The sequence below is a fragment of the Lacicoccus kunmingensis DSM 17847 genome (genome assembly GCF_059568765.1).
The window spans coordinates 272233-291962 of the sequence record NZ_JCANUC010000001.1 but is presented as its reverse complement, the minus strand read 5'-3'; the positions used below and the strand labels follow the sequence as shown (position 1 = coordinate 291962).

Here is a 19730-nt window from a genome sequence, read left to right as displayed (position 1 = left end):
TTAAAATAGCCTCCATATATTAAATTATTTATCATATTATTTTTTATACCTATTACTCACTGACTTTAACCATAGATGGACGAATCACTCGGTCTTTCAACATATAACCCTTTTGGAATTCTTCAATTACAATTCCTGATCCATCTTCTGATGGTTCTGTCATTACTGCCTGGTGCACATTCGGATCAAATTCTTTTCCGGTTGATTCTATCAACGTAATATCATGCTTGTCGAAAATATTGAGGAAATCGTTATAAACCATCTCTACTCCTTTTTTCAAGGAAGCAAATGCTTCGGTTTCTCCTTCGATATCCATTGCTCTTTCCAAATTATCCAGAACAGGCAGTAAATCTTCTGCAAATTTTTGTTCTTTGTACTTATTATTAAGATCAATTTCCTGCTTGTTACGTCGTTTGAAATTTTCAAACTCCGCATAGAGTTTCAAATACTTGTCCTCTTGAACTTTTACCTCATCTTTTAAATTGTCTATTTCCTGCTGATGCGGATCAACCTCATCTACCGTTTCTTCCGATACTGCACTGCTTTCTGATTCAATCTCATTTTCAGCAGTTTCAGTCGACACTGAAGAATTATCATCCGACCTTTCTTCGTTGACCAGATTCTCATCCGGCTGTTGCTCTTTTTCATTATCGAACAAATCATTCACTTCCTTTTGTGCTCTGATTATTAATAGCATGTAATAGTTTGATCACTTTTTTATAACCCATCATCTCGGGCCCGACAATCATCAGATTCCCTTCAAAACCGCCAATTCTCAAATCGGTGGTGATGATTGAAATAGAGTGATAATTTCTCGGCAGTTCGTCACCCAGATGGACATCGACTCCGGTTTTTTCGGATACATCCACGATATTGTCCAGCTGCTTGGATTCCAAATCATCATAAAGCAACTGTAAAGTCATTGTATCTTCACTGATTTGATGGATTAAATGGTTGAATCCTGAATAACCAGTGAATTTCCTCGGTTCATTTATATCCAAGCTGATATTATCTGCAACACTGATAATCATGTGCTGCAACTCTGTATTTTTCAACGATGAACGCAGCATCTGCGATAAATCCTGTAATGGTGTATCAATGACAATCTGATTAAAGTAATTTGTCAGTAACTTCAAAGTTTCCAATGATACATTATAGTTCATTTTAACCGGTACTTTTTTTATGTTCCCGGAATCAAGAACTATAACCACAAGCAGCATAACTTCGCTTAACGGTGTGAAGTAAATCGCTTTGACTATTTCATCTTTACCAAGAAACGATACCCCGGTCAAATAATTAGTCAATGTACTGATTTTTTCAGCGATGCTTCCGGACAACTCTTCAGGTGTATGATGATTTTGTAAATTGAGATGAATCGGTTCAGGATTTGAATCTTCATCTAATTTTTCGCTTAACTTTTTAATATAAAACTTGAGTGCTTCTCTTGATGGGATTCTTCCTGCTGATGTATGCGGTTTTGTTAAAAAGCCTGATGCCTCAAGTATAACCATTTCGTTTCTAACCGTAGCACTGGAAATATCAAGTTGATATTTTTGAATAATTTGTTTCGAACTAACGGGAACCATGGCGGCTAAAAATTCATCCACAATTAAAAATAAGATGAGTTCTTGCCTATTTGTAAGCATTGACTTCACCTCTTTAGCACTCCTTATCTCCGAGTGCTAAATACAATTTATCAAATTGGTCAAAGTATGTCAATCATTAAACTCATTTTATGTGGACTTTAAAAAAGACATGAAAACTTCATTACCTACGATTCTTCCGCTTTCTGTTAAAGAGATATTGATACCATCATCATTAATCCATTTTTTATCCTTAAGATAATTCAATTCATCTTTATAATAATCATCCAGACTCATGCCATATCTATCCTTAAATCTGCTTTTTAAAACACCGTCAGTCATTCGGAGACCTAAAAACATTTCTTCTTCAATCTGTTCGACCTGAGTTAGAGATATCGTCTCTTTTACAACAGTATTATTTTCATTCATCGATTTAATATAATGTGGCACAGGTTTGATATTGTAATAGCGCTGATTGCCGACATAACCATGCGCACCGGCACCAGTTCCATAATAATGTTCATTCAGCCAGTAAGTCTTATTATGGGCTGACTCGAACTCAGGTACCGCAAAATTTGAAATTTCGTATTGAGGATAGCCAAGCTGCTGAAGTCCCTCCATTACGCGGTCATATTTTTCCGCTTCTATATTATCATCCGCAATTTTCAAGGCACCTTTTTTAATTTGATTATAAAATACGGTATGCGGTTCAATAATCAATGAATACCATGAAATATGTTTCGGCTTTAATTCCTCTACATATTTCAGGCTCGTGTCAATATCCTGCATTGTTTCACCTGGCAGATTATACATCAGGTCCATGGAGTAATTCGTCAGACCAATCTTCTCAAGGTGATTGATACTTCTAAAAATATCATCAAAGCCGTGACTGCGGTTCAACACTTTCAATATATCGTCATTAAAAGACTGAACCCCCAGACTCACTCTGTTCACACCATAATTTTTCAGCAGATCCAGTTTCTCGGTTGTGACCTCATCCGGATTCGCTTCAAAAGTATATTCAGTTGAAACGGTAAATCTATCAGCTATGAAAGACAATAATCTTTCCAGTTGTTTCAAGCTGAGTGCCGTCGGTGTCCCTCCTCCGACATATATTGTTTCAAAGTTTTTATGCTCCAAACTCTTCAATTCCATAATCAATGCGTCTATATATTCATCAACCGGCTGGTTTTTAATAAGTACTTTTGTGAAATCACAGTACGTGCATATGCGATTACAAAATGGAATATGGATATACAAACTTTTCATTTTAACACTTCCCTACAAAATTAAAAGCCACAAAATGTGGCTTTATCAATCTTCATCCATTTTCAGTACAGACAGGAATGCTTCCTGCGGTATCTCTACTGAACCGACGGATTTCATTTTCTTTTTACCTTCTTTTTGTTTCTCAAGCAGTTTACGTTTACGGCTTATATCCCCGCCGTAACATTTACTGAGTACGTTTTTACCCATCGACTTAATGTTTGTTCTCGAAATGATTTTTTGTCCGATGGCGGCCTGAACCGGCACTTCAAACTGCTGTCTCGGGATGAGTTTCTTCAACTTTTCCACTATAATCTTACCGCGTTCATATGCGAAATCACGGTGAACAATAATGCTGAGGGCATCCACTTTTTCATTATTTAATAAGATGTCCATCTTAACCAGATTGCTTTCTTTGTATCCTATGATTTCATAATCAAAGGATGCATATCCTTTAGTATTCGATTTAAGCTGGTCAAAGAAATCAAATACAATTTCAGACAACGGGATTTCATATATTATGTTTACCCGTATATCGTCCAGATAATCCATCGTAATAAAGTTACCGCGCTTCTTCTGGCTAAGCTCCATCACAGCACCGACATAATCGTTCGGTACCATAATCTGTGCTTTAACATAAGGTTCCTCTATGCGGTCGATTTTTTGAGGGTCCGGCATTTGTGCAGGGTTATCGACTCTCACAGTTGATCCGTCAGTCATGGATACTTCATAAATAACTGAAGGTGCAGTTGCGATCAGATCAATACCGAACTCCCTTTCGATTCTCTCCTGTATGATCTCCATATGGAGCAGGCCTAAAAATCCTGTTCTGAAACCAAACCCTAGAGCCTGGGAAGTTTCTGGTTCATATTGCAGTGATGAATCATTCAGCTCCAGCTTTTCAAATGCTTCTCTCAGATCATTATATTGATTTGAATCTATCGGATACATACCGCAGAACACCATGGGGTTCATTGTCTTATAACCTTCCAGAGGCTCTGCTGCGGGATTGTCCGCGAGAGTTATCGTATCACCTACACGTGAATCACCGACGTTTTTAATGGCGGCAACTATGTAGCCAACATCCCCGACCGATAATTCCTTTACCGGCATAGGTTTAGGTGTATTGATACCGACCTCAGCCACTTCGAAAGTTTTGCCTGTGGCCATCATCTGTATTTTATCTCCGGGTTTGACAACCCCATCGACGATTCTGATTGAAGATATGACGCCTCTGTATGGATCATACATGGAATCGAATATCAGTGCCTTTAAAGGAGCATTCACATCACCGTCCGGCGGCGGAACCATTTCAACAATCGTTTCCAGTATCTCATCGATACCTATATTCGATTTTGCCGATGCAAGAACCGCATCATTCTTATCCAGGCCGATAATATCTTCCACTTCCTGTGCGACTCTATCAGGGTCGGCTGCAGGCAGGTCTATCTTGTTGATTACAGGCATAAGCTCCAAATCGTTATCCAATGCCAGATAAACGTTTGCCAATGTCTGGGCCTCGATACCCTGGGCTGCATCCACCACTAATATCGCACCTTCGCATGCAGCCAGTGAACGCGATACTTCATAAGTGAAGTCGACGTGTCCGGGAGTGTCTATGAGATGGAATATATAGTCTTCTCCATCCTTTGCAGTATATTTCAATTGGACTGCATTCAACTTTATGGTGATTCCCCGCTCACGTTCCAAATCCATTGAATCCAACAGCTGTGTCTTCATCTCTCTGTCAGCCACTGATTTTGTATTTTCTAATATACGGTCGGCCAAAGTCGATTTACCGTGATCGATATGGGCAATAATTGAAAAGTTTCTAATTTTCTCTTGCCTTGCTATACGCTCATTATCATTCATTAATACCCAACTTTCTATACACTCGAATGTTAATATTATACCAATTGTCGCCATTATCTTCAATTCATTTCCGGCTTTATATTGCATAATACACTCTAATTTGGTAAAATATTTCTTGTTGCAATTAAAGTTGTACAACTAAATTGTGGAGGTGACGTTATGCCTAATATTAAATCAGCTATTAAAAGAGTAAATTCCAGCCAAAAAGCGGGAGATGCAAACATTGCTCAAAAGAACGCGATGAGAACTGCTGTTAAACGTGCAGAAACAGCGAAAGCTGAAAATGCTGAAAACGTAGATGCACTTGTTGCACATGCAGTAAAGCATATTGACAAGTCGAGTCAGAAAAACTTAATTCATGCAAATAAAGCATCACGTATGAAATCAAAATTAATGACTAAGTAAAACCTTCTTTTTCAAGAAGGTTTTTTCTTTACTAAATTTCCATCACAAACAGCTCAAATAATGTATTCCTGTCCAAATAACTGGATTTGAATTTATAATCCATATTACGGCAGATGACCATCTTACCCTCTAATGTATCCTGCCTGTGTTTTCTAACTTCCCTCAGTGCAAGTTTTACCCTGTAAGGATGAACCCTCAGGTTTTTAGCTATATAATCCTGTGAGAACCCTTCGCTTGAAAGCAGTTTAACTTGATACAACAGTCTGAATTGACTGATGATCAGATGAAGCAGCTGCATTGGCTCTTCTTTTTGCAATATCAGCTGTCTGACCAGTTTAACCGCTTCTTCTTTCCTGCCGTTTAATACAAACTCAGTCAGTTTAAATATATTCTGCTCCATGCTGATACTGACCACGTCATCCACATCATCTGCAGTAATATTATGATCTGCATATAAGATGACTTTATCCAGTTCACCTTTAACATTGGAATAACTTATCCCCGTTCTTTCCAAAAACATATCCAATGCCATATCATCAATGGTCATATTTTCCGCATTCAGATAATCTGATATAAAAGTTCGTATTTCAGGTTCGGTCATCTCCTTAACTTCTGTGACCTCACCTTCTTTCTGAACAAGTTTAGTAATCTTTTTCCTCTTGTCCAGCTGTTCGTTGAATACTTTGAAAATCAGTAAGGTATCATCATTTTTATTGCCCAGGTAGTCTATGAACATATCAATATTATGCTCGACATCACTTTTTGTTTTTGCACCGGTCAATAAAAAGGCATCATTGATGATAATTGCTTTTTTGTCGGAAAGGAATGGCAGCGTCTGAGCTTCCTCAATTATGTTCTCAACCGGCGTTTCTTTATAATTCAGGGAGACCAGACTGAATTCATCTATTTCTCCCAAATAATCTTTCGCCATTTTCTTGGCTTTTTCTTCTATACGTATAATATTTGTTCCAAATACCACTTGGATTAAGTTCATTTTGTTCACTCCACATTAAATCATAAATATATTATAGCTTTTATTTGAGAATTATCCTATAATAGATGTTGAATAGTTTAGGGGGTTTTCTAAATGAATAAGTTCGAAAAGAATGTACAATCAAAAAATAATGACGTTGTGGACTCCGGTTTGGCTTTTGTAGTCGGGTTCCTAGGTCTTACAGCAATCTACGTTATACCTCATGCATTTGAGATCGTCGGTAGATTGTTCGGGTAAATTTTATTTAGAGAGCTGATGGTTCAGCTCTTTTTTTGTGCAATCATTTAATGATTCATCTAATTTCGCCCGGACACAGAGTTTATCACTTTTGATATTCAATTGTACCATTCCAGCATCTTTTGTACTCAATATATTTATACCTTCCAATCTGTCCAGCACTTCCTGATGCGGGTGACCGTATTGATTATCTGCACCTGCAGAAATCAATGCATAGGTCGGCCGGACAGCTTCAACAATGGCACTTCCGGTTGAAGTGTCCGATCCATGATGTGCGAGCTTCAATACATCCACTCCGATATCTCTCCTCTCGTGCACCAGTAATTCTTCCATCGCCACTGTCATATCACCGGTCATCAAAAACTTATACTCGCCGAGTGTGACCTTTAAAACAATCGAATGTTCATTCGAATCTTCAGACCCATCCTGTCTCCCGCTCATGAGATTTTCAATCATTATATCCCCCACAGTCAATGTTTCTATATCTTTTGAAGACAATACATTTCCTCCAAAATCGTCTTCCATAATCTCCTCAGACCATTCGTTAAATTTTGGATCATCCATGTTGACCATTAAATTCCTCACATTTTTATTATTTATAATATCTTTTGCTTCACCGACGTGGTCGATATCCATATGACTTAAAATTAAAAGTTCGATATTATCAATCCCCCGCTCTTTCAAATACGGTAGTACGGTTTTTTCAGCCAGCATGGATTCCCGGTCATCGAATGTAAATACACCGCCGGTATCAATCATTACAGCCTGATCATTTTTATGATCTTCTATCAAAAAAGCATCACCCTGTCCGATGTCAATCATTGTAAATGTAAAATCATCCCTGTCGATAACATTTGATGCGTATACCGTGATCATCAGTCCCAGGCTAATTACAATCACCTTAATATAATCCAGTCTGCATATGTTTCGAGCGATTAGAAAAGTCATTACAGCAATAAGTATGTAAATAGTTTCCGGCAGATTTTTCACTGCATACCTGTGTTTGATGAGGTTGGCTAAATAAGAAATCATCTCCTGCAGAAATGTAAAAATAAGATGATAAAAATTGTCGATCACATCTATTTTCGGCAAAATCATTACTGCCTGGAACAGAATGACCATTGGAAATATGACAATTGAAAATAACGGCACGAAAAATAAATTCATGACTAGACCGCTTATACTGATTTCATTGAATTGTATAAGGATGACCAACAGCGTTGACACTTCTGAAATCAATGTGAGCTGCAACAGTTGTATAAATGCCTTTTGCCCTTGTATGAACGGTCTGGCAAGAAGAATGAAATAAGTCGTGATATAAGATAGTTGATATCCTGCATGAAATACAATATACGGGTTGAACAGTATTTGTATAATGGCGGATAAAGAGATGATCGTCATGTATGGTTTTTTATTGAAAAAAGAAGTAACAATCAGGAGCACAGCCATAAATACAGCCCTGAAAACACTGGGACTAAAAATGTTTATTAAAAGAAACAACAACAGTGATATTATCAGCAGTATTTTAATAGCTCTCAATGTCAGCCTCATCTTTCGGAATGCGAAGTATAAGAATGCACTGATGAACGCCACGTGAGTACCTGAAATAACATAAAGATGATATATGCCCAGTTTCTGTAGTGAATCAAAGAAGTCACTCTCTATATAACTTTTATTACCTATGCTGAGTGTCAAGAGATCAAACTTGTAATCATATGAAGTATATTTGAGTAATTTATCAATGTACTTATATCTCAATTCCGCAATCGCCATCTTAAAGCTCTTTTCTCCGGCCCTACAATCCTTGCCTTCCAGTGTATTTTCATAAATACGGCCGCTTATCTGATTTACCGTCAATTGCATGTAATCGCTGCGCTTTAAAAAATTCCGCTGTCCATTAATTTCGGCAACAGTAAAGTTTCCGGTGCATACAGTACCGATTTCAACCCTGCCGCCTTCTTCAACGAACAAATCAAACTTCAGACCGTCATTTTCTGTTATATAATGAATTTCATCGCGGTAGTATTTATAATCAATAATTTTCAGTTCATCAATATCGTCCACAGGTGCAGCGTCACCGGGATGCGCAGCAACTAGCATACTCACTGCTGCTATAAATAAAAATAGAAACATATAAACTTTGTTCGCAATTTTCCTATGGCACATAAGACATAATAAAAGCAAAAAAAATAAGCCCAAAAATGGGCTTATCACTAATATATATCCTATGATGATGGACAAAAAGACGAAGAACATAATCATTTGAAATCTTCAAAATAACTGGCTACTTTATGTAAATCGATTTCGATTTTAGTATAGTTAACTTTCGTTTTATCCAATAATTCCATCGCATATGGATGATTTTTATAGTCTTCAGCGTAAAAGATGTTTTTAATACCCGCCTGAATCATTGATTTGGTGCAATGAATACATGGGAAGTGAGTAACATAAACACTCGCCCCTTCAGTGGAAACACCAAATTTCGAGCATTGCAGCAGTGCATTTGTTTCTGCATGAATGGTGCGTATACAGTGGCCGTTTTCTACATAACAGCCGACATCGATACAGTGATCTTCACCTGAAACCGAGCCGTTATATCCGCCTGCAATTACCCTGTTGTCTTTGACAATCAGTGCACCGACCTTCAATCGTTCACAAGTAGATCTTAATCTCAATAAATGGCTTTGTGCTAAAAAATATTCATGCCAGTCAATTCTCATCAATTATCCCACCTTCTAGTCTATTGTAATATATGCTTCCAAACTGTCAAAAGTTTTCTCGCCGATGCCGGATATATTCATTAAATCCTCTTTGGTCATAAACAGCCCATTTTCTTCGCGGTAATCCAAAATGAGCTGTGCCTTCTTTTCGCCGATGCCGTTCAACTGGGTCAATTCATCAATCGATGCAGTGTTTATATTTACATGCACTTCATCTTCAGCGGAATCCTCTGGGGGTATCATGCTGCCATCTTCTATCTCACCATATTCAGGCACGTAGATGACCATTTCGTCCCTGACCTTTTCAGACTGATTCACCGTTATCAAATCAGCGCTGTTCAAAACTACAGCCATACTTAAAACGTTCGTCACTCTTGCATCGGATGGGACTTCATAAACACCCGGATTTTCAACGGCGCCCTTCACTTCCACAAATACGTATTCTGAAAGGCCGGCAACGGCAGGTTCTTCATCCGCCTCAGACTCTTCCATCACCTCCAGAGCGTTTACTGGAGGCTCATTGATAGTCATTGAATTTTCAGCAGTCACCAGGTTCACAACAAATATGGCAATGATCAAAATCACAAAAGTGATACCGATGAGCGGAATGAATTGTTTGTACTTTTCATAATAATGTTTAAGCATTTTATCTCTCCTTAAAATATCCCTTTACTATTATTAGGAGGAAAATGCCGTTTTTGATTTATTTTTTTTGCAAATAAATTAATTAATTCAAAAAAACTTTGTAACTATTCGTTACAAAGCCTTTTTGACGATATAGAAATTTCTGTCACAAACGGTGGTCACAGAGTGATTTATATCGAAATCACTGAAAGCAGTGTCAAGGTACAATCCTGCTTTCTCTATCATTTTAATTACTTCTTTATGCTCATATGTCCTTTGAGTGTATTCTTCATCCACTCTGTCATACATATCATTTTCATTTTTCACAAAATAAGTCATTTCATGCACTGCAGAAAGCGGCGCCTCCCCTTGAATTGCATGCCAGATGTAGGTGACGTGTTCCGTATCATCGGTGTAAACCATATTGTTAAAATCATTTTGCATTTTATATTTACTGTGTATATCAAATATAAAAACACCGTCATCATTCATATGGTCATAAATATTTTTCAAAGTTTTTATGAATTCATCTTTATCCTTCAAATAATTCAGCACATCAACAGTAGCGACAATCATATCGAATGTCCCATCAAGTTTGAATTCTTTCATATCCCCTTGAAAATAATTGATATCATCATTATGGCGGCGCGCAATATCAAGCATTGATTGAGAGATATCCATTCCATACTTTGTCTTAAAGTTCATCCGTCTTGTCAGACTGCCTGTGCCGCATCCGATATCCAGAACAGATTGGTCTTTATTTTTAAAATGCTCAATTATATCAAGCCACAGATTGTAAGGTATATCATAGGTAAGTTCATTGTAAAAATGACCAAGAACTTCCTTATCCCGATTATTGTCTGTTGTCAATGTGCTCACCATTTTTGAATAACCGTTCCAAATTATAGTATTCTCTTTCAGGACCGTGAAAAACGTGCAGAATGACATTATTCAAGTCACATAAAATCCATTTTCCTTCATTGTAACCTTCCACTAAAGGTTCGATATCAAGGTCTTTTGCAAGATCTTTTATTTCATCCGCGATCGTTTGAACCTGTCGCCCTGAGTTACCGTGACAGATGATATAGTAATCTGTAACTGTACTTGTTTCTTTGACATCAAAGGTCATAATATCTTCAGCACGCTTATCATCACATGCTTCAACCATTTTTTCGAGTAGTGCTTCACTATTCATTCTTTCACTCCTTAACCATATTATAATAGTTGTAACATTCAATCGTTCTATTATAAATCGGTCGGTTTTTCTTCAATAATTGTTTTAGAGTCAATCTCGTAATTTCATATATCGCAAGATCCAATTTCTTATCCTCAAATATAATCTCCCTGATTTTATCCACGCCTTTTTGAGTGCGTGCCGGTTCGATAAAGTCTGCCACATAAATAATCTTCTCAGTCAAAAGCATCTGTGCACGACCGGAAGTGTGGCTGGAGATTGCATAAAAAATGTCTTCGTCTTTTACACCATGCTCAAACCTCATTTTTGTTGCTGCGACAGGCCCGTGCAAGAGCTCTGAGTTGAAGGCCAGCAGCGTCGGATCCAGATTGTATTTGGTGACATACTGATACATATCACCCAGCTCATCGTATTTTGAGTAGTCGTGCAGTATGCCCGCAAGGTAACATTTGTCCCTGTCAGCCTGGAATATTTCAGCAAGCTTCACAGCCGTCTCAGCCACTCTGACAGAGTGGGCATATCTTTTTTTAGGTAATTTTTCCTCTATCAGGTTAAGTGCCTTTTTATGCTTCATATAATGCATTCTCCTTAATATATTCATACACAGCCTCATTCAGGAAATGTTTATAAGGCAGCCCTTCTTTAATGCGTGTACGAACGAGTGTAGAAGAAACTTCCACAACAAGCTGATCTGCTCGTATAAAAGGTGCTGATATTTCCATATCATCACTGTGTCTCATCATTACGATAAAATTCATCATGTCGATTAATTCATCATTTTTATGCCATTTGTCGAAACTTTCGTACTGATCCGTCCCCATCAGAAAATAAAGTTCATCGCCAGGATATTGGTCTTTCAAATATTTCGCAGTATCGTACGTAAAACTTTTCCCGTCCCTGTCGATTTCAAAAGTATCCATTGTAAAGCCGTCATATCCGCTAATCGCTCTTTCTATCATATCGGTCCGCTCTTTATTGCCTGCCGGCATAGTTTCCTTATGCGGTGACTGCCTTGCAGGGATAAACATTACCTTGTCCAGACCGAAAGTAATTTTAACTTCCAGCACGGAAATGATGTGCCCGACATGAATCGGATCAAAAGTCCCGCCGAAAATACCTACCTTCATGACAGTTCAATCTGTTTATTATTTTTAGATTCCCGGTAAATTATAATTGTATTACCGATGATACTGACAATATTGCTCTCTGTATTCCTGCTGATTTCTTCGGCAATGACATCTTTATCTTCAAGACAGTTCTGCAGGACAGAGACTTTGATCAGTTCCCTCTTTTCCAATACATCATCAATCTGTTCGATAAAATTATCTGTGACACCATTTTTACCGACTTGGAAAATAGGGTTTAAATGATGGGATTCTTTTTTTAACTGTTTAATATTTTTTGATGTTAACTTCGTCATTTCTCGCCACCTCCAAACTTTTTATCTAAAGCTGCATATACAGCAGTATAATCCCCTTCAAACTTATTATCATACCATATTTCAAAGGCGTGGATTGCCTGGTTAACCAACATGGACAGTCCGTTCATGGCATTCAAATCTTCAAACCCATGCAGGAATGGTGTGTTTGCCGGATTATAAATCAAATCTATTCCTATAGTATCTTCAGTAATATTCTCACGGGATAAAGACATCACATCATACAAGTCCTCATTTTTTAAGCCGATCGGTGTTGTATTGATGATGACATCAAAACTTTCCAAATTCTGAAGTGATGATAATTTCTCAAAGTTCTGGTCTGTGAATGTCTCAAAACTCGCTTCGCGCCTTGCATAAATGGTGATGTCGTCCTCAAGTTCGCTGTGCGCACGATAGACGGCCTTTGCAGCACCGCCTGCACCCAATATGAGTATATTGCGCTTTTTTGTGCCAAAACGGTCTGTATAAGCCTGTTTATAGCCTGTGACATCGGTATTGTAGCCGTAAAGCTTGTCATCTTTGACGAGTACAGTATTGACCGCATTCACTTCTATTGCCCTCTGGTCAATAAAATCCAGATGTCCCATAATTGTTTCCTTGTGCGGTATGGTCACATTGAAACCGTTCAGATCATACTGCCTGATGATATCTTTTATATGGTCGAGATCTTCAGACGTGATATGCAGTGCACGGTAAGTGTCGTCTAAATTTAATGAATTGAAATTGGCAGAGTGTATTGCCGGGGATAACGTGTGCTCAATTGGAGACCCAATTACAGCAAAATTCATTGTTATAAACCACCTTTGAATATTGTCGGTCTGATATTTACTTCCACACCTTTTGGTACATGAACAACCACTTCTGTTCCGGTCTGTACGTTTATGAAAGCATAACCACTGATTTCGATATCACTGTCCTCTGTCACTTTGAATGAGAACTCCTTCTTATCATTTAACAAAATCGGTTCATCAATTTCTGGAGGTGCGAGCAGTCCATTATAATGTTTTTCATAAAATTCATCTGCCTTGGATAGTTTTGTTCTGTGAACGGTAATCTGATTGGAAGAGTATACACTGAAACTGCTCTTCTCGCCATTCACGAAATCAATCCTCGCCAGATTGGACAGGAATAATGTCTGACCGGCCTCGAGTTGGAAAGTCATCGGTTTTATTTCTTTTGATGGCGTAATGTATTTCAGCTCATCAGCATTTACGAAATGTGCCATCTGACTGGATACAATTACACCCGGAGTATCATATATGAACGTGTCATCATCCATCGGAATGTCTATCAAGTCGAGTGTTGTGCCCGGGAATCTGCTCGTCGTGATGACATTGCTTTCACCGCTCGTCATCTTGATTAATTGATTGATGAGCGTCGATTTCCCGACATTCGTCGTTCCGACTACATATACATCCTGTTTTTTCGAATGCTTTTGCATCAGGGAGGTCAATTTGTCCAGCCCTTCATTTTTAAGGGCACTGATTGCTATAGTGTCCACTGCAGTAATGCCGTTCTGTTTCAGCATATGTTTGGCTCTGTGGATCAGGCGGGCAGTGTTTGTAGATTTAGGTAACAGATCAATTTTATTGATGACGGCAATAACTTTTTTATCACCGACGATGCGGTTGAATGACGGGATAAGACTTGCATTGAAGTCAAATGCGTCAATCACCTTGATGATTAAACCATCCGTCTCATACAGTGAATTCAGCATCGTCAGGAACTCCCCGGAGTCCACATCTATATCCATGATTTCGTTATAGTGCTTCAGGCGGTAACATCTTCTGCATACTGCATCTTCCCTGTTCAGTCCGCTTGCAGGTATATAGCCTTTTTTATCTTTATCTTCAGATTGTAATACGGCTCCGCAGCCGATACATTTTACTTCAGTCAATAATTAGTCCTCCTTGACCAGTAATCCTTTTTTTCTAAAGTATTTCATGATTATGCCTTCAATCTTTCTGTTCAACAGTGTCGCATAACCGTCCTTACTTTTCACAGGAATCACCAGAATACTTTTTATACCGATCAGGTTTGCGCCAAAAATATCAGTCATCAGCTGATCACCGACCATGATGGTTTCCCTTTTTGGCACACCCATCAACCGGATTGCTTTTTTATAGTTTTTTGTTAAAGGTTTTTGTGCACTGAATATATAATCGATGTCATGAGGGTCTGCAAATTCACTGACTCTCTTTTTCTTGCCGTTTGATACTATTGTTACTTTGAAACCATTGTCATTCATCATTTTGAACCAGTTTATCACTTTTTCATTTGCATCCATTTCATCATAGCCGACCAATGTATTATCCAAGTCTATAATTACAGCTCTGACATCGAGCTGGTTCATTCTGGCCGGAGTAATATTTGTAAAATTATCAACATATGAAGTTGGTAGGAAGTATTTTTTTATCACTTTCAATGCTTTCCTCTCTTAACTGATTTATTATAGTTTATCACATTAATAAAAGCACCTTAAAATTTAAGGTGCTTTTATTTATTCAATAATATCATTATCTTCAGTTTCAGTATCCCGGTAAACAAGATATCCAATTACAACAGTAATTATAATTGATAATACCATCAGTATAGTCATTAAGGTCCCTCCACATTACAGTTCATTTAACAATAATTTTACAGCTTCCGAAGAATTTATACAAGCTTTCTTTAAAAATTCATCATAAGTCATATCTGCAGACTGGTCCGCTTTATCCGATATTGAACGGATGATAATAAACGGCACATTAAACTGATGACATGTCTGAGCGATACTCGCTGATTCCATATCGACTGCAAGCGCATCGGAGAAGCTGCTGATGATGGATGCTTTCTGGCTGCTGTCCGCAATGAAAGAATCTCCACTTGTAATCAGACCGCTGAAAACTTTTACCGTTTGATTACTGCCGAGTACTTTAATCGCTCTATCGAACAGGTTTTTATCCACTTCATATGAAGCCGGCATGCCCGGTACCTGTCCAAACTGATAGCCGAATTCCATCGCATCCACGTCATGATGCACGACTGAAGTGGAAACAACCATATCGGTTACATCCAGTTCATTGGACAGTGCACCGGCGACACCTGTGTTGACAATCAGATCAACACTGTATCTGTCAATCAGCAATGATGTGATCAATGTTGCGTTCACTTTGCCGATACCGCTTTCCACAAGAACTATCGGCTGTGAATCAAGAGTGCCGACATACACATCAGTGTGGGCAATCGATTCGGTTTTGGAAATATCCATCCACTGCTTCAGTATTTCAACTTCTTCTTTCATCGCACCGATGACACCGACAACAGGCTTTACACCTTTATCAGTCAATTGAAACGATCTTCACTTTCATGCTGGAACCGTTTGGCAGCGGTACATTGATTTCTTCATCAAGCTTAGCACCAAGGAGAGACTGCGCAATCGGTGATTCATTTGAGATTTTACCTTCAAACGGATCTGCTTCTGCACTGCCGACTATCTGGTACTTCTCTTCGTCACCGTCAGGCAATTCTGTAAACGTTACAGTTTTTCCAAGTTGTACTGAATTGTTATCATTCGTATCTTCGATGATTTTCGCATGGCGGATCATCTCTTCAATTCTTGTGATGTCCTGCTCAACAAAGCCCTGCTCATCTTTTGCAGCATCGTACTCGGAGTTCTCTGAAAGGTCTCCAAAACTTCTTGCGACTTTTATTTTTTCAACCACTTCAGGTCTTTTTGTTGTGATCAGGTATTCAAGATCTTCCTGTAATTGTTTATATCCACTTTCTGTCATTGGGTATTCTTTTTGTGTTGTCATTATTAAAACCTCCGTAAAACTTTCAGTTATATTTTTTTGATAAGACTTCTTATTTTTGTAGTGATTATATCGATAGCAACAATATTTTCGCCGCCTTCAGGGATGATGATATCACTGAAGCGTTTTGTCGGTTCGATAAACTGTAGATGCATCGGTCTTACAACCGAGAGATATTGATTGATTACAGATTCCATGGACCGTCCGCGTTCTTTGATGTCTCTTGACATACGCCGTAATATACGGATATCCGAGTCGGTATCCACATAGATTTTTACATCCATCAGATCTCTTAACTGTTCATTTTCCAGCGCAAAAATGCCTTCAACGATGATTACATCTTTAGGTTCAACCTTTATCGTCTTGTCGCTTCTTGTATGGTTCACATAATCATATGTCGGCAGTTCCACACTTTCCCTGTTGATTAATGATTTAACATGCTGGATCAAAAGATCATTATCAAATGCGAACGGATGATCGTAGTTGGTCTCAAGACGTTCTTCCATCGTCTTATGACTTTGATCTTTATAATAAAAATCCTGCTCAATCAAAGTGATATCGTGCTCTTCCAATGAAGATATAATTTTCTTGGTGACAGAAGTTTTACCGGAACCGGTACCTCCTGCAATGCCAATGATTGTCGGCTTATTCATTTTCTACACCTAACTTTTTGAAATAACTAATAGCCCGTCTCCTATCGGTAGAAAGGAAGTGGCATAGTCGCTGTTGCTCATATTTTGATTAAATGAATCTACTTTTTCTTTTAATTTTCTTTTGTTTTTATTTTCTATGTTGTCTTCAGTAATCAGTCCGCGTAAAAGTATATTATCAACGACGATTAAACCGTCATCTTTAACGAATGGACTGTATTTATCAAAGAAGTGCTGATTGTTGCCTTTTGAAGCATCGATAAATAAAAGATCCACCGATTTTTCATCTATGGATAAATCTATTGTTTTTGCATCATCCAGATAAGCATCGACTCTCTTATTCACTTTGTGTTTTTCAAAGTTCTGTCTGGCGATATCGAACATTTCGCTTTGCTTTTCAATGGTCATCAGCCGGGAATCTTCGAAGATTGACAAGAGATGCAGCCCACTGTAACCGATTGCAGTTCCAATCTCCAAATACGTCCTGGCACCTGACATCTTAATGAGATGCTTAAGTACTGACAAAGCATCACCGTCAATGATGGGCACATGATGTTCCATAGCATAGCTGTAAATTTCCGGGTACAGTTCGTGTACGGCATTCAAATCTTTTACATACTGCTCAATATTCATTTCTATCACCACATACAAAAAATACAACTGATAACAAAAGTTATCAGTTGTGTATTCATTAATAAATATATTAACATATTAATCTTTACTTGAAAAGATTATTTTACTGATTATTGATATATTCTTCCCTGTTCTGTGTGTGCCCCTCAAAGGTTTCGGCAAAATGATTATTGCCTTCACTGTCTGCCAGGAAGTAGTAATAATTCGTATTGCTCGGGTTCAGAGTACTTTGAATCGACTCGATACCCGGAGAAGCGATCGGACCCGGTGGCAGGCCGGCATGTATATACGTATTATAAGGATCTTCCACTTCCAGATCTTCAAATAATGTACGTTCCTTATGCTCACCCAGTGCGTATAATACTGTCGGGTCAGTCTGCAGCGGCATTGCCGGCTGTTCTGCCATCCTGTTTATGAATACGCTGGCAATCATGGACCGGTCGGCAAGCGATGTTGCCTCCATCTCAATCAATGATGAGAATGTCAGAAACTCATGAAATGACAGAGCTTGGGATTCACCTTCAAAATTGATTGTATACTCATCCACTGAATTATATATCGGATAACTGTTTACCTCTGTCGCATCCAGCATTTTTCTGACCAGGCTTTCAATTGACGGCTCTTCTTCTGTAATGTCATATGTCGCCGGGAACAGATAGCCTTCAAGTGGATACTTTATATCCTCATCCAGAATTTCTTCAGACAGCATCTCAGGGTATTCTTCTATAAGTGATTCAATGAATTCCCTGTCTTCCATCAGCTCTAAAAATCTGTCCTCAGCAATAGGCAGATTCTGGCTGAACTGCTCTGCAATCTGTTCAACAGAATACCCTTCAGGGATCGCCACCCTGTGCAGCACTTCCTGATAGACGGTGCCTGTTTCCAGTGTGCGGGCAATCTGTTCAAAGTCCATTGAAGGGGACAATTCATATTCGCCCGCCTGATAGTTCGTAATACTGTTCAATCTTAAGTATACTTCAAACATTCTGCCGTTGTTTATAATTCCCTGTTCTTCCAACTGGTCACCAATCATACCTGCCGAAGTTCCCGAATCAATCACAATTTCTTCAGTCTCTTCAGAATTGGCATCCAGGGGGTCACCTATTGATGTTATATAAAGATAAGCAATTATGGAAATGATGATAACACCGATTGCTAAAACACCAATAATAATTAAAGACAGATAAGAAGATACATTTTTTGAAAATCTAATGTCATCATATCTACTCATATAAGACTCCTATTCTTTAAAAATAGCTTCCAATCTTATTGGAAGCTATTTTGAATCATCTGTATTTTTACTCTTCCGGTTCATCCATTTGAGTATTTACAATTTCTTCAATCATGTCCCACTCTTCATCTGTTTCCACAGGAAGGAACTTCCCGCCGTCACCGTCCTCATCCGGTACGTTAATCATCGGGATCAACTCGATGTCTCCATCTTCATCATTAAAATTGCCTTCTTCCGCAAGGATTATATAATCCTTGTTGAATTCTGGATGATGGAATTCCAACATCTTACGGTATAATACCTCGTTTTCTTCTTCATCGAATAAAGTTAAAAGTTCTTCATCGTGATTAAAATTCATTTCATGAGACATAGTTTATAGCTCTCCTTTAATGGGTTGGTCTAAATAACCCTGTAAAATAAAGACTGCCGCCATTTTATCTATTACAGCCTTACGTTTTTTGCGCGATACATCGGCTTCGAGCAGTGTCCGTTCCGCACCGACAGTACTCAAACGTTCATCCCACATGATTATTTTAACATTTGGGATATGATTCGCAAGTATTTCACTGAAATTTAATGAACGTTCACCACTTTCGCCGATGGAATTATTCATGTTCTTCGGCAAACCGACTACGATTGATGATACATTATGCTCTTCGACTATTTTACTCAGTTCATCCATACCGTACTTTTCATCATGATAATCGATTTTCAGGGTGGTCAAACCTTGTGCAGTCCATCCGAAAGCGTCGCTGATAGCGACACCGATCGTCTTTGTTCCGACATCGAGGCCTAAAGTTTTACTCATTTATTTCACGGTTGATATAAGTTCTTACCAGCACTTCGATAATTTCATCACGGTCGACGTGACGGATTTGGTTTCTCGCTTCATTTTGGCGGGGAATATACGCAGGGTCACCACTTTGAAGATATCCGACCAGCTGGTTGATAGGATTGTAATCTCTTTCCTCAAGAGTCTTATACACATTGGTCAATATCTCTTTAACGTGTTTGGCACGGGTTTCATCTACATTAAATTTAACAGTCTCATCAAATTGTCCCACAAAAAGCACTCCTAACTCCCTATT

The 19730-nt window shown here is 38.4% G+C and carries 26 protein-coding genes; 2 read left to right on the top strand and 24 right to left on the bottom strand.

Features of this window, described 5'->3' with window-relative positions:
• Nucleotides 1–52: 52 nt before the first annotated feature.
• From grpE to lepA, 4 genes are all read right to left on the bottom strand, one after another.
• Nucleotides 53–667 (bottom strand): nucleotide exchange factor GrpE, encoded by a 615-nt coding sequence (grpE, locus tag BO48_RS01460; RefSeq protein WP_496365827.1) that lies wholly within the window; start codon nucleotides 665–667, stop codon nucleotides 53–55.
• The gene (gene hrcA, locus BO48_RS01455) at nucleotides 660–1646 is read right to left on the bottom strand and encodes a heat-inducible transcriptional repressor HrcA (RefSeq protein WP_496365656.1); all 987 of its coding nucleotides are present in this window, start codon (nucleotides 1644–1646) and stop codon (nucleotides 660–662) included. Before hrcA ends, grpE begins: the two co-directional genes overlap by 8 nt.
• A gap of 87 nt (nucleotides 1647–1733) precedes the next feature.
• Nucleotides 1734–2852: a radical SAM family heme chaperone HemW gene (gene hemW / locus BO48_RS01450; protein ID WP_496365655.1), complete on the bottom strand. Its 1119-nt coding sequence runs from the start codon at nucleotides 2850–2852 to the stop codon at nucleotides 1734–1736.
• 45 nt (nucleotides 2853–2897) lie between these two features.
• The gene (lepA, locus tag BO48_RS01445; protein ID WP_496365826.1) at nucleotides 2898–4721 is read right to left on the bottom strand and encodes a translation elongation factor 4; all 1824 of its coding nucleotides are present in this window, start codon (nucleotides 4719–4721) and stop codon (nucleotides 2898–2900) included.
• Nucleotides 4722–4880: 159 nt separating this feature from the next.
• On the opposite strand from lepA, the gene rpsT reads away from it, so the two are divergent.
• Entirely contained in the window at nucleotides 4881–5126 is a 246-nt protein-coding gene (rpsT, locus tag BO48_RS01440; protein ID WP_496365654.1) for a 30S ribosomal protein S20, read from the top strand.
• A gap of 31 nt (nucleotides 5127–5157) precedes the next feature.
• Here rpsT and holA read toward each other — a convergent pair whose 3' ends face one another.
• Entirely contained in the window at nucleotides 5158–6120 is a 963-nt protein-coding gene (gene holA, locus BO48_RS01435) for a DNA polymerase III subunit delta (RefSeq protein ID WP_496365653.1), read from the bottom strand.
• 93 nt (nucleotides 6121–6213) lie between these two features.
• On the opposite strand from holA, the gene BO48_RS01430 reads away from it, so the two are divergent.
• Entirely contained in the window at nucleotides 6214–6357 is a 144-nt protein-coding gene (locus BO48_RS01430) for a YqzM family protein (RefSeq protein WP_496365652.1), read from the top strand.
• Between the two features lie 3 nt (nucleotides 6358–6360).
• Here the strand turns inward: BO48_RS01430 and BO48_RS01425 are convergent, their stop codons facing one another.
• The 19 genes from BO48_RS01425 to BO48_RS01335 form a co-directional block, all read right to left on the bottom strand.
• The gene (locus BO48_RS01425) at nucleotides 6361–8523 is read right to left on the bottom strand and encodes a DNA internalization-related competence protein ComEC/Rec2 (RefSeq protein WP_496365651.1); all 2163 of its coding nucleotides are present in this window, start codon (nucleotides 8521–8523) and stop codon (nucleotides 6361–6363) included.
• Between the two features lie 92 nt (nucleotides 8524–8615).
• A complete protein-coding gene (locus tag BO48_RS01420) occupies nucleotides 8616–9080 on the bottom strand; it encodes a ComE operon protein 2 (RefSeq protein ID WP_496365650.1) in 465 nt (154 codons plus the stop codon).
• 12 nt (nucleotides 9081–9092) lie between these two features.
• Entirely contained in the window at nucleotides 9093–9722 is a 630-nt protein-coding gene (locus BO48_RS01415) for a helix-hairpin-helix domain-containing protein (RefSeq protein ID WP_496365649.1), read from the bottom strand.
• 111 nt (nucleotides 9723–9833) lie between these two features.
• Nucleotides 9834–10580 carry a class I SAM-dependent DNA methyltransferase gene (locus BO48_RS01410; RefSeq protein ID WP_496365648.1) on the bottom strand — a complete coding sequence of 249 codons (747 nt, stop codon included), beginning with the start codon at nucleotides 10578–10580 and terminating at the stop codon, nucleotides 9834–9836.
• Complete coding sequence (gene rsfS, locus BO48_RS01405) at nucleotides 10555–10896, bottom strand: ribosome silencing factor (protein WP_496365647.1); 342 nt, start codon at nucleotides 10894–10896, stop codon at nucleotides 10555–10557. The genes BO48_RS01410 and rsfS overlap by 26 nt, the downstream gene beginning before the upstream one ends.
• Before the next feature lie 4 nt (nucleotides 10897–10900).
• Nucleotides 10901–11470, bottom strand: coding sequence for a bis(5'-nucleosyl)-tetraphosphatase (symmetrical) YqeK (yqeK, locus tag BO48_RS01400; protein ID WP_496365646.1), 570 nt, complete (start codon nucleotides 11468–11470; stop codon nucleotides 10901–10903).
• Nucleotides 11460–12023: a nicotinate-nucleotide adenylyltransferase gene (gene nadD / locus BO48_RS01395; protein ID WP_496365645.1), complete on the bottom strand. Its 564-nt coding sequence runs from the start codon at nucleotides 12021–12023 to the stop codon at nucleotides 11460–11462. Before nadD ends, yqeK begins: the two co-directional genes overlap by 11 nt.
• Nucleotides 12020–12316 carry a ribosome assembly RNA-binding protein YhbY gene (yhbY, locus tag BO48_RS01390; protein WP_496365644.1) on the bottom strand — a complete coding sequence of 99 codons (297 nt, stop codon included), beginning with the start codon at nucleotides 12314–12316 and terminating at the stop codon, nucleotides 12020–12022. The genes nadD and yhbY overlap by 4 nt, the downstream gene beginning before the upstream one ends.
• Entirely contained in the window at nucleotides 12313–13122 is an 810-nt protein-coding gene (gene aroE, locus BO48_RS01385; protein WP_496365643.1) for a shikimate dehydrogenase, read from the bottom strand. Before aroE ends, yhbY begins: the two co-directional genes overlap by 4 nt.
• A gap of 2 nt (nucleotides 13123–13124) precedes the next feature.
• On the bottom strand, nucleotides 13125–14231 hold the full coding sequence (yqeH, locus tag BO48_RS01380) for a ribosome biogenesis GTPase YqeH (RefSeq protein ID WP_496365642.1): 1107 nt from the start codon (nucleotides 14229–14231) through the stop codon (nucleotides 13125–13127).
• Between the two features lie 3 nt (nucleotides 14232–14234).
• Nucleotides 14235–14753, bottom strand: a complete 519-nt coding sequence (locus BO48_RS01375) for a YqeG family HAD IIIA-type phosphatase (RefSeq protein WP_496365825.1) — start codon at nucleotides 14751–14753, stop codon at nucleotides 14235–14237.
• Nucleotides 14754–14948: 195 nt separating this feature from the next.
• Nucleotides 14949–15662 (bottom strand): 5'-methylthioadenosine/adenosylhomocysteine nucleosidase, encoded by a 714-nt coding sequence (locus BO48_RS01370; RefSeq protein WP_496365641.1) that lies wholly within the window; start codon nucleotides 15660–15662, stop codon nucleotides 14949–14951.
• Nucleotides 15655–16131, bottom strand: a complete 477-nt coding sequence (gene greA, locus BO48_RS01365) for a transcription elongation factor GreA (RefSeq protein ID WP_496365640.1) — start codon at nucleotides 16129–16131, stop codon at nucleotides 15655–15657. Before greA ends, BO48_RS01370 begins: the two co-directional genes overlap by 8 nt.
• Before the next feature lie 26 nt (nucleotides 16132–16157).
• Complete coding sequence (gene udk / locus BO48_RS01360) at nucleotides 16158–16781, bottom strand: uridine kinase (protein ID WP_496365639.1); 624 nt, start codon at nucleotides 16779–16781, stop codon at nucleotides 16158–16160.
• A gap of 9 nt (nucleotides 16782–16790) precedes the next feature.
• On the bottom strand, nucleotides 16791–17411 hold the full coding sequence (locus BO48_RS01355; protein ID WP_496365638.1) for an O-methyltransferase: 621 nt from the start codon (nucleotides 17409–17411) through the stop codon (nucleotides 16791–16793).
• A gap of 103 nt (nucleotides 17412–17514) precedes the next feature.
• A complete protein-coding gene (mltG, locus tag BO48_RS01350; RefSeq protein WP_496365637.1) occupies nucleotides 17515–18642 on the bottom strand; it encodes an endolytic transglycosylase MltG in 1128 nt (375 codons plus the stop codon).
• A 67-nt stretch (nucleotides 18643–18709) separates the two neighbouring features.
• Entirely contained in the window at nucleotides 18710–19012 is a 303-nt protein-coding gene (locus BO48_RS01345; RefSeq protein WP_496365636.1) for a DUF1292 domain-containing protein, read from the bottom strand.
• 3 nt (nucleotides 19013–19015) lie between these two features.
• On the bottom strand, nucleotides 19016–19450 hold the full coding sequence (gene ruvX, locus BO48_RS01340) for a Holliday junction resolvase RuvX (RefSeq protein ID WP_496365635.1): 435 nt from the start codon (nucleotides 19448–19450) through the stop codon (nucleotides 19016–19018).
• Nucleotides 19443–19706: an IreB family regulatory phosphoprotein gene (locus BO48_RS01335; RefSeq protein WP_496365634.1), complete on the bottom strand. Its 264-nt coding sequence runs from the start codon at nucleotides 19704–19706 to the stop codon at nucleotides 19443–19445. Before BO48_RS01335 ends, ruvX begins: the two co-directional genes overlap by 8 nt.
• Nucleotides 19707–19730: the final 24 nt, after the last annotated feature.